General features: G+C 69.4%; 15 protein-coding genes and 1 pseudogene. 10 read left to right on the top strand and 6 right to left on the bottom strand.

Annotated features, from left to right (window positions below):
* Positions 1-18 precede the first annotated feature (18 nt).
* The 5 genes from AB0L53_RS45455 to AB0L53_RS45435 all read left to right on the top strand — a co-directional run bounded on the left by AB0L53_RS45455 (position 19) and on the right by AB0L53_RS45435 (position 4586).
* Positions 19-948, top strand: a complete 930-nt coding sequence (locus AB0L53_RS45455) for an ATP-binding cassette domain-containing protein (protein ID WP_364008743.1) — start codon at positions 19-21, stop codon at positions 946-948.
* Entirely contained in the window at positions 945-2495 is a 1551-nt protein-coding gene (locus AB0L53_RS45450; protein ID WP_364008740.1) for an ABC transporter permease subunit, read from the top strand. Before AB0L53_RS45455 ends, AB0L53_RS45450 begins: the two co-directional genes overlap by 4 nt.
* Positions 2492-3268 (top strand): ABC transporter permease, encoded by a 777-nt coding sequence (locus AB0L53_RS45445; RefSeq protein WP_364008737.1) that lies wholly within the window; start codon positions 2492-2494, stop codon positions 3266-3268. The genes AB0L53_RS45450 and AB0L53_RS45445 overlap by 4 nt, the downstream gene beginning before the upstream one ends.
* Positions 3269-3386: 118 nt before the next feature.
* Positions 3387-3686: a hypothetical protein gene (locus tag AB0L53_RS45440; RefSeq protein ID WP_364008734.1), complete on the top strand. Its 300-nt coding sequence runs from the start codon at positions 3387-3389 to the stop codon at positions 3684-3686.
* A gap of 438 nt (positions 3687-4124) precedes the next feature.
* Positions 4125-4586, top strand: a complete 462-nt coding sequence (locus AB0L53_RS45435) for a hypothetical protein (RefSeq protein WP_364008731.1) — start codon at positions 4125-4127, stop codon at positions 4584-4586.
* 36 nt (positions 4587-4622) lie between these two features.
* Here AB0L53_RS45435 and AB0L53_RS45430 read toward each other — a convergent pair whose 3' ends face one another.
* Together AB0L53_RS45430 and AB0L53_RS45425 are read right to left on the bottom strand one after the other, a co-directional pair.
* On the bottom strand, positions 4623-5183 hold the full coding sequence (locus AB0L53_RS45430; RefSeq protein WP_364008728.1) for a GNAT family protein: 561 nt from the start codon (positions 5181-5183) through the stop codon (positions 4623-4625).
* A gap of 64 nt (positions 5184-5247) precedes the next feature.
* The gene (locus tag AB0L53_RS45425; RefSeq protein WP_364008725.1) at positions 5248-6360 is read right to left on the bottom strand and encodes a helix-turn-helix domain-containing protein; all 1113 of its coding nucleotides are present in this window, start codon (positions 6358-6360) and stop codon (positions 5248-5250) included.
* A gap of 499 nt (positions 6361-6859) precedes the next feature.
* Between AB0L53_RS45425 and AB0L53_RS45420 the strand changes: the two are divergent.
* The 3 genes and pseudogenes from AB0L53_RS45420 to AB0L53_RS45410 all read left to right on the top strand — a co-directional run.
* Positions 6860-7060: pseudogene (locus AB0L53_RS45420) on the top strand (transaldolase family protein); the annotation flags it as partial.
* A gap of 225 nt (positions 7061-7285) precedes the next feature.
* Positions 7286-7525, top strand: a complete 240-nt coding sequence (locus tag AB0L53_RS45415) for an oxidoreductase C-terminal domain-containing protein (protein ID WP_364008722.1) — start codon at positions 7286-7288, stop codon at positions 7523-7525.
* 45 nt (positions 7526-7570) lie between these two features.
* The gene (locus AB0L53_RS45410; RefSeq protein ID WP_364008719.1) at positions 7571-7945 is read left to right on the top strand and encodes a DUF488 family protein; all 375 of its coding nucleotides are present in this window, start codon (positions 7571-7573) and stop codon (positions 7943-7945) included.
* Positions 7946-8182: 237 nt separating this feature from the next.
* Here AB0L53_RS45410 and AB0L53_RS45405 read toward each other — a convergent pair whose 3' ends face one another.
* Both AB0L53_RS45405 and AB0L53_RS45400 read right to left on the bottom strand, forming a co-directional pair.
* The gene (locus AB0L53_RS45405) at positions 8183-9292 is read right to left on the bottom strand and encodes a hypothetical protein (RefSeq protein WP_364008716.1); all 1110 of its coding nucleotides are present in this window, start codon (positions 9290-9292) and stop codon (positions 8183-8185) included.
* Positions 9293-9296: 4 nt separating this feature from the next.
* Positions 9297-9890, bottom strand: a complete 594-nt coding sequence (locus AB0L53_RS45400; protein ID WP_364008713.1) for a hypothetical protein — start codon at positions 9888-9890, stop codon at positions 9297-9299.
* Positions 9891-10240: 350 nt separating this feature from the next.
* On the opposite strand from AB0L53_RS45400, the gene AB0L53_RS45395 reads away from it, so the two are divergent.
* On the top strand, positions 10241-10792 hold the full coding sequence (locus AB0L53_RS45395) for a hypothetical protein (RefSeq protein WP_364008710.1): 552 nt from the start codon (positions 10241-10243) through the stop codon (positions 10790-10792).
* Between the two features lie 339 nt (positions 10793-11131).
* The gene (locus AB0L53_RS45390) at positions 11132-12250 is read left to right on the top strand and encodes a virginiamycin B lyase (protein WP_364008707.1); all 1119 of its coding nucleotides are present in this window, start codon (positions 11132-11134) and stop codon (positions 12248-12250) included.
* Here AB0L53_RS45390 and AB0L53_RS45385 read toward each other — a convergent pair.
* Positions 12157-12447, bottom strand: coding sequence for a VOC family protein (locus AB0L53_RS45385; RefSeq protein WP_364008891.1), 291 nt, complete (start codon positions 12445-12447; stop codon positions 12157-12159). The two genes, AB0L53_RS45390 and AB0L53_RS45385, sit on opposite strands and share 94 nt — an antisense overlap.
* A gap of 49 nt (positions 12448-12496) precedes the next feature.
* Positions 12497-14902: a S8 family serine peptidase gene (locus tag AB0L53_RS45380; RefSeq protein ID WP_364008704.1), complete on the bottom strand. Its 2406-nt coding sequence runs from the start codon at positions 14900-14902 to the stop codon at positions 12497-12499.
* Positions 14903-14916 lie beyond the last annotated feature (14 nt).

Genomic DNA, 14916 nt, shown 5'->3' with positions numbered 1-14916 from the left:
TTGCGTAGAACCGAACCCATGCGAGCAACCATCGAGGTCGCCGGGCTGCGTAAGCGGTTCGGCCAGACCATGGCGTTGGATGGGATGTCCTTCACCGTGGAGCCGGGGCAGGTCACGGGCTTCGTCGGCCCCAACGGAGCGGGTAAGTCCACCACGATGCGGGTGATCCTCGGCCTGGACGCGGCCGACGAGGGCACCGCGCTGGTGGGCGGGCGGCCGTACACGGGCCTGCGCGACCCGCTGCGTCACGTCGGCGCGCTGCTGGACGCCGCCGCGTTGCAACCTAGCCGCACCGGCCGCAACCACCTGCTGTGGCTGGCCCACTCCCAGGGGTTGGGCGCCCGGCGGGTCGATGAGGTGATCGAGCGGGTGGGGCTCGGGTCGGCGGCCGGGCGCCGGGCGGGCGGCTTCTCCCTGGGCATGCGCCAGCGGCTCGGCATCGCCGCCGCGCTGCTCGGCGACCCGCCCGTGCTCATGCTCGACGAGCCGTCCAACGGCCTCGACCCCGAGGGCATGGTGTGGATGCGCGGCTTCCTGCGGGCGCTGGCCGCCCAGGGCCGGGCCGTGCTCGTCTCCAGCCATCTGATGAGCGAGCTCGAGGACACCGCCGACCATCTCGTGGTGGTGGGCCGCGGCCGGGTCGTCGCCGACACCAGCGTGGCCGGCCTGATCGCCGCCGCCTCCACCGGCCGGATCGCGCTGCGCACCACCGCACCGTCGGAGGCGATGGCGGCGCTGGCACACGCCGGCGCCGCCGTGGCCGCCACCGGCCGCGACACTCTCACGGTGACCGGGCTGGCGGCCGAGCACGTCGTGGCGGTGCTCAACCGGTCCGCAGTGCCGTTCTCGGAGGTGTCGGCGCATCGCGCGACGCTGGAGGAGGCGTACATGGAGCTGACCCGCGACGCCGTCGAGTTCCGCGCGGCCGGGCAGGAGGCGGCACGATGAGCGCCACCGCCGGCTACCGCTCGGCCTCCCACCGCTCCGGCTTCATGCGGCTGCTGCGCGCCGAATGGACCAAGTTCCGGACGGTCCGCGGCTGGGTGCTCGCCATGGCGGGCGCGGCGTTGGTCACCGTGCTGCTGGGGCTGCTGTCCGCCTCGGGCAGCCACACCTCGTGCGGCGGCGCCTGTCCCGCCGTACCGGTGGGTCCGGGCGGCGAGGCGGTGGAGGACAAGTTCTACTTCGTCCACCGGACGCTCGACGGAGACGGCAGCATCACCGTCCGCGTGACCTCGATGACCGGCCAGAAGCGCCTGCCCGACCTCACGCCGGGGAGCCGGCGCCTCGCCTCCGGCCTCGTGCCGTGGGCGAAGGCCGGAGTCATGATCAAGGAGAGCATGAAGCAGGGCTCCGCCTACGCGGCGGTGATGGTCACCGGCGCGCACGGGGTGCGGATGCAGCACGACTTCACCCAGGACGTGGCCGGCCGGCCCGGCGGCGTCTCCCAGCGGTCCCCGCGCTGGCTGCGGCTGACCCGCTCCGGTGAGGACCTCACCGGCTACGAGTCCACCGACGGCAGGCAGTGGACCCGCGTCGGCACCGCGCACCTGGCCGGGCTGCCGGACGCGGTGCAGGTCGGGCTCTTCGCCGCCTCACCAGGGGACCTGACGGTGACGCCGGGCGACTTCGGCGGGTCCAGCGCGGCCTCCCGCTTCGCCGAGGCGACCGCCGTGTTCGACCAGGTCAGCCTGGAGGGCTCGGCCGCCGATGGCGCGTGGCGCCCCGACGACGTGGGCGTCACCCTGAACCCCGACGGGTCGGCCCACCATCCGGGCGGCTTCAAGGAGTCCGGCGATACGTACACCGTGACCGGCGTCGGCGACATCGCGCCGCTCTCGGACGGCCAGCAGATCGAGAACACCCTCACCGGCGTACTGACCGGGCTCATCGTGGTGATCGTGGTGGCGGTCATGTTCATCACCACCGAATACCGGCGCGGCCTGATCCGCACCACCCTGCTCGCCGGCCCGCGGCGCGGCCGGACGCTCGTGGCCAAGGCCCTGGCCATCGGCGCGGTCACCTTCGTCGCCGGAGTGGGTGCGGCCACGGCGGCGGTCACGCTCGGCAAGGGGATCCTGGTCGCCAACGGCAACCACGTCCTGCCGGTGGCGCCGTTCACCGAACTGCGCGTCATCGTCGGCACGGCGGTGCTGCTCGCCGCCGCCGCGATCCTCGCCCTGGCCGTGGGCACGTTGTTCCGGCGCAGCGTCGCGGCGGTCATCACCGCCATCGTGCTGATCGTCGTCCCCTACATCCTCGCGACCGCCTCGGTCCTGCCCGCGGGCGCGGCGCAGTGGCTGATGCGGCTCACCCCGGCCGCCGGCTTCGCGATCCAGCAGAGCATTCCGGCGTACGCGCACGTACTCGGGAACTACACCCCATCGGGCGGCTACTACCCGCTGGCACCCTGGGCCGGGCTCGCCGTGCTCTGCGGATACGCCGTGCTCGCGCTCGGCCTGGCCGTCTTCCAGCTACGTCGGAGGGACGCATGAGACGACATCTGCCGGCGGAGTGGACGAAACTCCGAACCGTGGCCGGCACCGGCTGGCTGCTGCTCGGGCTCGTCGCGCTGACCGTCGCCGTGAGCGTCGTGGCGGCCGCCGCCGTGTCCTGCACGTCGGCGGGCTGCGCCTACGACCCGGCCAAGATCAGCCTGTTCGGGGTCCAGGTGGGCCAGGCGATGGTCGCCATCCTGGCCGTGCTGGCGATCAGCGGCGAGTACAGCACCGGCATGATCCGCACCACCCTGGCGGCGATGCCGCGCCGGGCCACCGTGCTGGCCGCCAAGGCGGCCGTCGTCACCGGGCTGACGCTGGCCGCGGGGACCGTCGCGGTGCTCGCGTCCCTGCTGGTCGGGCGGCGCGTCCTGCTCGAGAACGGCTTCACCCGCGGGCCGGGCACCCCGATGCTGTCCCTGTTCGAGGGGCCGATGCTGCGCGCGGCGTTCGGCTCGGTCCTGTATCTCGCGCTGATCGCCCTGCTCAGCCTCGGCATCGCCGCCGCCGTACGGGACTCGGCCACGGCCATCGGGGTCGTGCTCGGCCTGCTCTACGTCCTCTCGATCCTGCCCTTCATGATCGCCGATCCGGACTGGCAGAAACTCCTCTGGCAGCTGTCCCCGATGAACGCCGGGCTCGCCATCCAGGCGACCACCCATCTGTCCACCCTGCCCCTCAGCCCATGGGCGGGACTCGGCGTCCTGGCCCTCTGGGCCGCCGCGGCGCTCCTGGGCGGCGGGCTGTCACTACGGCTGCGCGACGCCTGAACGACGTCTGAGCCACACCCGCCCGCACACCGCGTGGAACGTGGTGGAACGCCCCAAAGAGCACAGAGAGGTGCCGCAAGGAGGCGGCACGTTCAGGACGGGGCGGAGGAAAAACCCCATGGAGCATCTCTTTCGATTGATGCTCACGCGGCCGGCCGTGGCGCAGGATCCGGATAATCCCAGCATCCCGCTGAGCCAGGACACGCCGTTTCAGCAGTCGCTGCGGGAGGCCGTCGAGGCGCCCCAGCGGCGTACTGCCATAGAGGAGGCCGCCACGGCGTTCGTGGCGGGACCGGAGTTCATCGGCGACCCGGCGGACACCCCGCTGGGCGCCGAGCTCGACGAGCTGGCCGCGCGGCTGGACGAGATGGAGACGGTCGACGGGAGCACCTCACCGCTTGGTTGCGACGGATGGTAATCGTGAGGTAATTTTCTGTCACATCTGGGTGCCTGACTGGCGCTCGGTCCCCGCCCCTGTTGGTGTCCGCATCAACGGGACAGCGTCCGGCGGGGCGGTGGCCCAAGAGGCGCACTTCCTCCAGCAGTGCGCAGTCAGGCCCTGACAACGCGGTTCTCACCCACGGTCTGCCCGGCTTGCCGGACGGACGCGGCTTCGGCTTCCACCGGATCACTGCCCGGCCTCCGCCGGGTGCGACGAGACTACGCCGACGTCCGTTTTACTGGGCCGGCTGAATTCCGAGCACTTCCACGTGACGTCCCAGACGGGCAGCGGGTCGGTGCAACCGCCGGAGCAGCTGCGGCTGACGAACGTGGCGACCGCCCTGAGCGCCTTCCACGGCAACCTGCGCGAGCGGGTCGCCCCGACATCGCGCACTACGACCGGCTCGCCGCCCGGGTGGAGGACTTCCGCACGCTGTCCAAGCTCAACCGCGGGCGCGGCGATCTGTACGTCGACCACATTCTCGAGCAGCGTTTCTGGCGCAACGATCCGCGGGTGAGCACGGCGTTCGACGAGAAGGGCGAGGGCATGGCCATGGTGATTCCCAAGAATCCGGCGGTGGCGGCGAAGATGCCGGGAAAGGCCATCGCTTATGTGCACACCCTCAAGACCCGCCTGCTCACCGAGCTGATACCGAACGGGCGGGAGGCGGAGTTCACCGTCCAGCAGATCTTCGACGCCCACATGTGGGTGCTGGAGTCGTTGCGGGTCGACCGCTCGGTGACGGTGGGGGATCGCCTCCTCGGCGACTTCCGCCTGCTGGCCAGGGCGCGCCGTGAGCGACTCGAACTGCGCATGCCGGCCGCCGCCACCTTCACGCCACAGGGCGGCTGGCCGGTGCTCGTAGGGGTCCAGTGAGACAAGCCATAGGGCGCGGGAGCAGCGCGCATCGCTCTAAGGCGCCTGCTTGCCCGCCCGCCACTCCGGCGCGAGCACCGACCAGACCTCCATGTCGAGCCGCTTGCCCCGATACGGGTAGCTCTCGCGTAGCACTCCGTCCTTCGTCATCCCGAGGCGCCGGGCCACCGCGATGCTGGCCGCGTTCTCCGCCGAGACGATCCACTCCACGCGATGGATGCCCCGCTCCTCGACGGCCCAATCGATGATCACGCGCGCGGCCCTGGTGACCAGGCCCTTGCCCGCCGCGGCCGGCTCCAGCCAGCAGCCCACCTCGGCCGTACCGTGCTCGATGTTCATCGTCCGGAAGAGGACTCCGCCGACCAGCTTGCCGTCCGTCCAGATGCCGTAGATCCGGCCCACGTCGGCCGCGGCCTTCTCGGCGTACGTCCGCAGGTACGAGCGGCTCGACTCCAGGTCCGTGACGACGTCCGGCAGCGCGATGTGCTGCCCGATGAACTCCCGCCCCCGGTCCATGTGGGCTAGGAACTCCGCCGCCCGCCACGGCTCCAGCGGCCGCAGCTCCGCGCCGTCGTCACCCAGGGATATCGCGTACATAGATCACCTCAACGGTCGAAACCAGCCCAAACGGTGAACGGATCTTCTCACGGGCGGCGCGACGTCATGTCCCGGCACCGTCAGGCGACGTCGCGGTCGCGACAGCGTGGGCCGCGCCGCGTCCGCGGGCTCGGGCGATGATCTCGCCCGCCTGAACGCGTACCGCGGTCTCGGTGGCGTCGCCGATGTCCGGGAGGCCGACGGCCGAGGCGATGGTGGCGTGGTCGTCGAGGACGAGCCGGAAGCCCGGCCGGGCCTCCGGCTCGAACACCCGTCGCAGGCACCCGGTGAGGTCGCCGACCCTGAGCCGTACGAGACGTCCGATCTCGGCGGGATCGTCCGTCACCACCGCCACGGTGATCTGGTCGCCCGGCCGGGCGGCGCGGACGGCTTCCTCCGCCGCCTCCAATCGTCCGGCCCCGAGGACCACGAGCACGCCGTCGGCGTCGAACCCGACCCGGCGGCCGGTGATCTGATCCGGCAATTCGGCCGGCGGCTCCCAGCGGTCCTGGACAGACTGCGCGGGGGCGACGAAGGGCAGGTGCGGCGGATCCCACGTGTCGGCGAGGTCGAGGCCGGTCAGGTGCTCGCAGGCCCGCGCCACGTCGAAGGGGTCGGCGAATCCGGGTGCCGTGTCGGCCAGGTGACCGGCCCCGTTCAGCAGTGTGAGGACCAGTTCCGCCAGTCGTACGCACCGCGTGTGGTGCGGCAGGCGTGACTCCAGCGCGAGAGCGAGCAGCAGCGCCTCCAGCCTGGTGACCTGCGCCAGCGCGGTGCGGCCAGGTTCGTCGTCGAACACCCCGGCCAGCGAGCGCAGCCGCAGGCTTCCGTCGGCGGGCGTGTCGCCGGCCAGCGGCAGGCGTTCGAGCCAGCCGCGGGCGAACGCGCCCATCGCCTCGGCCAGACCGGGTGGCGACGGCGCCTCAGGGGCGTCAGCGTGCTCGATCGAGCCGACAGGGGCGTCCGCGTGCTCGATCGAGCCGACCAGGACCGCCAGGTAGAGCGCGCGCTTGCTCGGGAAGTTCGAGTAGACCGCGCCACGGGTCAGCTCCGCCCGCTCCGCGATCCGGTCCACCTTGGCGTCGGCGTATCCACGCTCGCCGAACTCCGCCCGCGCGGCCACCAGGACGGCCGCCCTGGTGCGCTCCTGCTGCTGCGCCCGGGTCAGCCTGACCATCGCGACCTCTTCGTCCCCGTCATGGTCACAGGATACAAAGGGCATTCGGATGCATGCATCATCTGAGCCTGGGGTGGATGAGTTGCTCGGTTGCGACCGATATCCCTCGTGTCCGGATATTCCGGACTGATCGGCATCGCGGGTTGAGGTCTTGAACAGGATTTGCTCACCCGCGAACCCGATGCGTTGACCGGAGCCGATCTCCTCCACGAAGTAGTCCCAGCCGAAGTTCGGCCCTGAGGTGTCGATCCGGATGTCGAACGCGGCGCTCAGCGAGCGGTAGAACTCGGCCACTTACGGCGACGAAAGCGCGGACCATGTCGAGATCAAGATCCGCCGCACCCTTGTCCACAACTGCTGATTGTGGAGAGTCGCTTGACGTCCACCGGTGTAGCGTCGGTGTCATGAGAGGGGTGGCGGCCCTGGTGGAGTCCTGAACGGAGGCGGATGTACGTCCGTGGATGTACATCACCGCACGAAATGGAAAGGGAGCCATGCCATGGCCGATCCACTGGCCGAACTTGCCGCCCGCGGGGTGTCGGTCTGGCTGGACGACCTGAGCCGGGAGCGGCTGGTTTCAGGCAGTTTGGCGGAACTGGTCGCGCGGGACCACGTGGTGGGGGTCACCACCAATCCCACCATCTTCGCGAAAGCCATATCGCGCGGTGATGCGTACAACGCACAGATGAGCGTTCGAGGCGAGATGGGACCGGCCGCGCGAGCACCTGGCCACCACCCTTTGAACAACCGACAGAAGTGCTGGACATGGCCGTTGACATGACGTACTTGATCGCCGGAGCAGGTCTGGCGGGGGCGAACCGAGCGGGAGGAGATCTACGTCCACCCGCAGCCGTGGTACGGCGAGCACGACGTCGATCTGCTCCTCGGTACGGCGGTCACTGGCATCGACGCCGCCAGGCACGAGGTGAGGCTGTCCGACGGCACCCGGATCGGCCGCGGTGACGTCCAGACGCACCACTTCGCCGCGTTCTGGCTGCGCGGCGGGCGAGTGCCGGCCGGTACGAACGTCAACATCTGGGACGTCAACGACGCCATCCAAGATCTCGTACGTTCGGGCGAACGAGTGGACACCAGCGCGCTGGGCGATGCCGAGACACCGCTGGGCTCTCTGGTCGGCGCTTCGCCCAAAGCAGGAGACGGATGAAGGCGCCCGCCATACAGGGACGCGCACGACCGTGAGGAGGCAACCATGGCTGGCAAGGGCAAGGGCAAGGGCAAGGTTCAGGTGCGCCGGGTCTATGAGGAGCCGACTGGAGACGACGGCACCAGGGTGCTGGTGGACCGGATCTGGCCGCGAGGGCTGACCAAAATCAAGGGGGGCCTCGACGAATGGTGCAAACAGGTCGCTCCATCGACAGAGCTGCGTACCTGGTATCACCACGATCCCGAGCTCTTCGCGGAGTTCGGCCGCCGCTACCGCGGCGAACTGGCAGATCCCGAACGGGCAGCCGCGGTAACGCACCTGCGCGAGCTCGCGAACAGCGGAGTGCTGACCCTGCTCACCGCGACCAAACAGCCGGAGATCAGCGAGGCCGCCGTGCTCGCCGAACTGCTCCAGCAGTGACCACGGCCGCCGGCAGGACGGCCGTGCTCGTAGGGCCGATACGCACAGGTATCAACCGACAGCACCCACCACCAAGCCGGGAAGCGGTGTTTCGCACCCGACCCACATGCGGCGCGCATCCCATGCCAGCCATTCGGCTCGTGCGCAGTCGGCTCACCGACGACATCTACCGCAAGGCAGGACTCCCACTGCGCGGCACCGTCTAGTTGGCCGCCCCAGGCGGTGGGTGGTCGCGGACTAGGTAAGGCGGGTTCGACGTCGCCGGAAAAGGCACAGGGCGAGGACCAGAGTGGCCACGACCGTCGTGGCGAGGCCGATGATGAGGATCCACGGCCAAGACGAGTCGATCAATGCCGGGATGCCCCAGCTGGCGGGTTTGCCGGGGAAGAGGAGCGTCGCGGTGACGGTGCGGTGGACACGGCCGCTTTCCAGCAGGAGTTCGACCTTCCACGGGCCGTCGGGCAGCCGTTCGTCGAGCACGACGGCGACCGGCGCACTCGCGTTGAGCGCCAGCGTGGTGCCCAGCTGGGCTGGGAACGGACCGGCGCCGAGTCCGCCGGGCCCCTCGCTCAGCCGCATCTGCCCGCTGATGTCCAGGGCGCGCTGGCCGGTGTTGTGCACCGCGGCCTGGACCACGGGCATGCCGTCGGCCGTGCGGCCAGGGGTCAGCCGGTCGATGCGGAAGTCCGACGGCGGGTCACCACCGGGGCCGACGTCGAGATAGATCCTGATACCGACCCGGTTGACCATTTGGACATTGCGAGCGGCGCCGGGTGCGGCTGGGGAGGTCGCCTCGGCGAAGATGGCGCCGTAGCGTTCTCCCTTGGTGGCGGTCTGGGGAATGGTGATCGTCGCCTTGAGCGGGATGTGGCTGTGCGGCGGCGCGACCAGCTCGGTGCGGTTGATGGACACCCACGAACTCAGCTCGTTGGCGTCGCGCTCCGGCGACGGCACGAACTTGCCGTCGCGGATCTCCGCCGCACCGGGATAGACCGCGATGCGCTGGGGACTGCTGGAGGTGTTCTCGATTTCGAAGCGCCGGGAGATCTTGGATCCGGGGTTGATGTGGTCGACGATGTACAGGTAGGCGCGGGGATCGTCGCGACGGTTGGCGGAGGCCTCCAGCAGCTTGATGCCGATGACGCCGCGGGGGTCGCGGTCGGACGGGTCCGAGCCGCCCGATCCGCCTTGGGCGAGGGCGGGGGCGCTGATCGTGCTGAGCAGCAGTGTCAGCGCCCCGAACGAGGAGAGCAGCAGCGAGGAGAGCATAGGCGAGGAGAGCAGCGGCGAGGAGAGCAGCGGCGAGGAGAGCAGCGGCGAGGAGAGCAGCATGGTGCGCAGGCCCACGTGGTCAGGTCACCGTGTGCGTGATCGTGCCGGTGTACTGGCCTGCCACGTTGCTCAGGGCGGTTGCGATGGTGATCAGCGGGTTCCACGTCGCCGAGTTGCTGCCGGTGCCGCCCGAATGGCTGTAGGCGGTGCGCGAGGCGCTCAAGGCCTGTCCCGTCGCGGGAGGTGGTGCGGCACAGCCGGTCTGGCCGGCGGTGAAGGTTCCGTTGCCGCTCGTGGCGGAGGCGGTTCCCGAGCAGTAGGACACGCTGGCGTTGGAGATGGTCTCCCCGGGGTCGTCGCCGCCGCCGGTGGTGAAGGCCGTCGAGGTCACGGCCGCCGTCCAGGTGGGGGTGGCCGAGCCGCGCGCGTCGTTCACGGTGACCGCCCCCAGCTGGCCGGAGGAGTAGCCGCCCGGTGCCGCGTCATTGGTCAGGTCGACCGTGCTGTTGGGCACGGTGATCTCCAGCGCACCCACGATCACATCGAAGGTGACCGTGGTGTTGCACGCCGTGTTGTTGGCACAGGTGGCGGCTTCGGCCGGCATTCCGGTCAGCGTTCCCACCGTCATCACCCCCGCCAATCCCACCAGGCCGGTCCGCAAAAGCGCTTTCATGCTGGTGAATTCTCCTCGAACTCGCAGACATCGAAAACCCCCGGCCCACTCCGGGCGCAGGATGTGGGAACATTAACACGGAGCGAAAGCGACTCCTTTGCCGATACAGTCAATCGCCCCACCAAAAAACGCCAAGCCTTCGAATGCCGTGATTGGCCTGGTCGCAGCCCCCGTTCTATGAGGTTCCCGCCCAAATACTGCATAATGTTTGGCGATGAATTTACCGGACGCGGGGATTGCCCTGCGAACGCGGCCCGCCATTCGCCACTTAGACTGCCGACGGCATTCGCTCGTCGCCTGAACGGTCGGCGGTCCGGCTCATGCAGATTCATCGGAATCGAGGGAGATACGTGGGGACATTCGCCTCGCTGATGGCGTCGATCGTCGTGAGCCTCGGGCTCGGTGCTCCCGCGGCCCCTGTGGCCGCCGCCGGTGCCATCGGTGCCGCGACGAACTCCACGTTCGCCTTGCACGTCAATACCCTCACGATCACCGTGCCTGCCTCGGCCGGCCTGGGAAACGGCAGTCAGGGCAACTCGCTCAGCGCCAGCATGGGCACGATCACCGTGGAGGATTCCCGTAACGGGTCCATGACCTGGACGGCGACCGTGACGTCCACCAACTTCACCACCGGCGGCGGGAGCGCAGGCGAGACGATCGCCAAAGGCAACGTCGCGTACTGGTCCGGCCCGACCACCAGCCAATCGGGCGGTGGCACCCGCGTCCCGGGGCAGCTCACCGCGGCGGACAAGGTTCCGCTGTCTTCGCCGGTGATCGCGTTCAAGGGGACCAAGGCGCCGCTCAGCACCACCACCAGTTGGCAGCCGAAGCTCGTGATCAGTGTCCCGATCGCGGCCATCATTGGCCACTACACCGGCGTCATCACCCATACGGTTACGTGATCACTCGCTTCCCGCCATCGCGCGGGCCCCGGTTCGACATCTTCATAGGGGCTCGTTGCGGCGAAGCCGACATTTCCCACTAACCGCCCGCCCGCTGCTTTGGCAACCCGGCCGGTGAATTGGCGGACTCATGACTGGCCACAAACGAAGACAGCCGAGGTGGAACGGTGGCGCCGGGAGATATTGGGACGGCTGAGCCGGGCGGAGGTGAGGAATGTCCGATGTATCGATTATTCGGCGGTGTTCGCGGCGGATATTCGAGCATTCCAGACATTGCTTGTGGCGGTAAAAGCCGCTCATCCAGCCGATATATTTCCATTCTTCCTGAAAGGGGATGTCATGCGTCGACGCTCCAGAATCCTCGGATATCCACTCGCCGTCATGGCCCTGCTCCTGGCGGCCCACATACCAGCCGCCGCATCCGACGCCAAGCCACCCCACCTCCCCTCGCCCCTACGCCCCTGGGTCAAGCTCTGCCTCACGCTCAAGCAGCGGCCGCACCATAGGCACATCCGGTGCATCTTCCCGCCCGCCGACCGGCACGCGAACGTCCCGATGCGCATAGCCGACTCCCTGCGCACACCGACGATCAACGAGAGCTCCGTACCGACTTACCAAGCGAGCCCTGTCGGAATCACCTCCGGTCCGGACGGCAACATCTGGTTCACCGAGAACAACGGCAACAAGATCGGGAAAGTCACCCCGGGCGGCGTGTACACCGAATACAGCCTGCCCAACGCGGACTCACAGCCCGGCCACATCACCACCGGATCTGACGGCGCCGTGTGGTTCACCGAAGCGAACGCCAACAAGATCGGGCGCATCACCACGTCCGGGACGATCACCGAATACAGTCTGCCCACTTCCGGCGCCTACCCATGGGGCATCACTTCCGGTCCGGACGGCAACCTTTGGTTCACCGAGACCAACGTCGACCAGGTCGGAAAGATCACCACGTCCGGGACGATCACCGAATACAGTCTGCCCACTTCCGGCGCCTACCCCATGTTCATCACCACTGGCCCTGACAGCAACCTGTGGTTCACCGAGCCTCTCCTGGGCAGTCTCGCGAAGGTCACCACCAGCGGAACCGTCACCGAGTACGCCGGTCCCACTGGCGCGTTGCCCATAGGGATCGTCACTGGATCCGACAGCAACCTGTGGTACACCGACGCCCAAGGAAGGATCGGCAAGGCCACCACCGCCGGGAGCTTCACCGACTACTCCCTCAGCGATCCCAACAGCTTCCCCTGGGGAATGACCCTCGGCCTGGACGACAACGTGTGGTTCGTCGAACAGAGCGCCAACAACGTCGCCAACATCACCACAACCGGCACCATCAGCGAATACGCTCTCCCGACCAGCTACGCCGGCCCCATGCAGATCACCGTCGGATCCGACGACAACCTCTGGGTCACCGAGAACCCCGTCGACCAGCTCGCCATCGTCACCCCCTGACCAGACCGGCCGGCAGCCGCATCGCCTGCGTGCCGCGGCTGCCGGCCGACCTCGCGTCCGAAGATTTCGCATCCGGTGGGCATGTCCCGGACAGGAACTGCTCGCAGCGCCGCAGTGGCACTGCGGACCGGGATCTCCATCCCCAGGAGCTCACGGTAGAAATCCACGCTGACGTCCAGATCGCGGACGAACATCACCACTGACGCCAACTGCACTCGGGGCCTTTGGAAGGGAGGCGGTGGAACGTCATCGGGCCGGGAAGTAGGCGTAGGCGTCCACGGAGACGGTCACCTGCGAGGTGCCCTCGTTCTTCAGCACGACCGTCCCGTCCTGCCGCAGCGCGGCCGTTGTGAAGCCGCTGGTGTCCTTGTTCGCCGGGTACGCCACCACCCGGGCGGTGTTCGGGCCGCTCTGCGGCACCACCGAGACGATCCCGGCCGCGCTCGCCTTCGCGGCGACGGACAAGCCGATGGCGGCGACGCCGGACGAGGGGATGTCCGGCACCCCGGTGAACCTCAGCACGCGGGTGCCGCCCGCGGTGATGGTGACGGCTTTGGCAACCGACGCCGGCCGGATCGCCTTGGTGGTCGATCCCCGCTGGGCCGAGGTGTAGTAGCCGCTCACATCGACGGAGATCTCCACCGTGCCGGCGCCGAGATTGTGCAGGTTGATCTTCCCGTCGGGGCCGGGCTTGACGATGGTGAAGAACTGCGCTGCGGTGTTGGCCGGGTAGTCGATGTTGGCGTCGATGGGATAGATGTCCCCGGCGGCGTAGACCCGTATCGTCCCGGTGGCGGCGCTCTTGACCATCACCGTGAGCGCGACCGTGTCCACCCCGGAGGCGGGGACGCCGGACATGCTGGAGGTGGCCAGCTGGACATTGCCCCACGCCGGGATGACGGTCCGCTCCGCCGGCCGTACCGGGGAGATCGGTATGTAGGTGCCGCCCACGGCGGCGTCGGCCTGGGCGCGCGTGTGGCCGTGGACGTCGAGCGTCACGCGCACCGGCGCGCCGCTCCTGTTCACCACTTTGACCTTCCCGTCCGCGCCGACCTTCGCGATGACCATGGTGGAGGCGTAGCGGCTGCTGTCGTAGAAGAGCACGTTGCTCTCCGGCTCCGCTTCGTCGGAGGGGTACACCGCCAGGGAGCCCGAGTTGAACCAGTCGCCCTTGGCGGCGATGTTGAGCGCGACCGCGCGGATCCCCGTCGCGGGCAGGCCGGCCACACCCGCGACCTGCACCGCCATGGTGGAGTTGGCGCTGAGCTGGACGCTGTCCAGGATCCGGCCGCGCGTGTTGAAGTACTGGTCGGGCCCCGGCCTCGGGGTCGCTCCCAGGGCGGCGTCGTCGAGCTGGATCCGTGGAGTGGTGGCGCCGGGGTAGCTGATGCTCCTGCCGTTCTCCTTGAGCATCGACTCCAGCTCGGTCACGCTCGCGTTGGGGAAGGCCTGGCGCAGCACGGCCAGGGAGCCGGCGACGTGGGGGGCGGCCATGGACGTCCCGCTCATGGAGCGCCACGCGTCACCGGGTACCGAGGAGATGATGTCGGTTCCCGGAGCGAAGAGGTCCAGGAGCGGGCCGCGGTTGCTGAAGGAGGAGACGGCGTCCTCGTTGGTGGTGCTGCCCACGGCGATGGCCGAGGAGACGCAGGCCGGAGCGCTGATCGCGTCGGTGTAGCCGTCGTTGCCCGCGGCGACCACCGTGGCCACCCCGGCGGCCAGGAGGTTGTCGATGGCCAGCTTGCGGGGGTCGCCGTCGCAGGGCCCGGTGTTCCGGCCGCCGCCCAGACTCAGGTTGGCCGCCACGATGGGCAGCTCGCCGTTCAGCTCCCGTACCTTCTCCAGCCCGGCCAGCTGGGCGCTGGTGAAGCTGAGGACGCACGGCGTCCCGCCCAGCCCGCAGAAGTCCTCGCTGTCGAACTTGCTGAAGACCTGGATGGCCACGATGTCGGCGGCCGGCGCTACGCCGCTGCCGTCGTCGCCGTCCAGGCCCTCGCCGTCGCCCGCGACGATGCCGGCCACGTGCGTTCCGTGGTCGCAGTCCAGCGCGGCGTCCGCGCACGGGCCGCTCTCGGAGTCCGCCGAGCCCGGCCCGTCCTGCTGGTCCGCGCCGCTCGGGCACAGGCTGGTGGCCGAGTAGTCAGGGTCGATGGGGGAGAAGCACGCCTCGGCCACGACCCGGCCGCCCAGGAAGGGATGATTGACCGCCACGCCGGTGTCCAGCACCGCCACCGCGCTTCCCTCGCCCGTCAGGCCGGCCGCGCGCGTGCGGTCGGCGCCGATGAGCGGGATGCTCTGGCCGAGCGTCGGCGGCACCGGCCGGTCCTCCGACACGCTGACCACGCCGGGCTGCGCGGCCAGCCGATCCAGCGCCGCCTGGTCCGCGCGCAGTGTGACCACGGGTAAGACGGACAATGTCTGGAGCACCTGCCCGGCACTCGCGGCGGCCGGCAGGTCCGCGCGGGCCTTCGTCACCACGTTCACCCTGACGTGGGCTCCACCCGCGAGTTTCTGCGCCAGGCCGGGCTCCACCCACGGGCCCGCCGCCTCCTGCGGGCTCAGCGCCGACGCGGAGACGCCGGGGGAGAGCGCCATCGAGGAGAGCAGGATCGCCGCCAAGGCGATGATGCGGCGAATCGGACGTCGGTTCATTTACGGTCTCCGCT

Origin of the sequence: Nonomuraea sp. NPDC052129 (genome assembly GCF_040680095.1) — a bacterium.
Classification (GTDB): Bacteria; Actinomycetota; Actinomycetes; order Streptosporangiales; family Streptosporangiaceae; genus Nonomuraea.
This window is presented reverse-complemented; position numbering and strand designations above follow the sequence as displayed.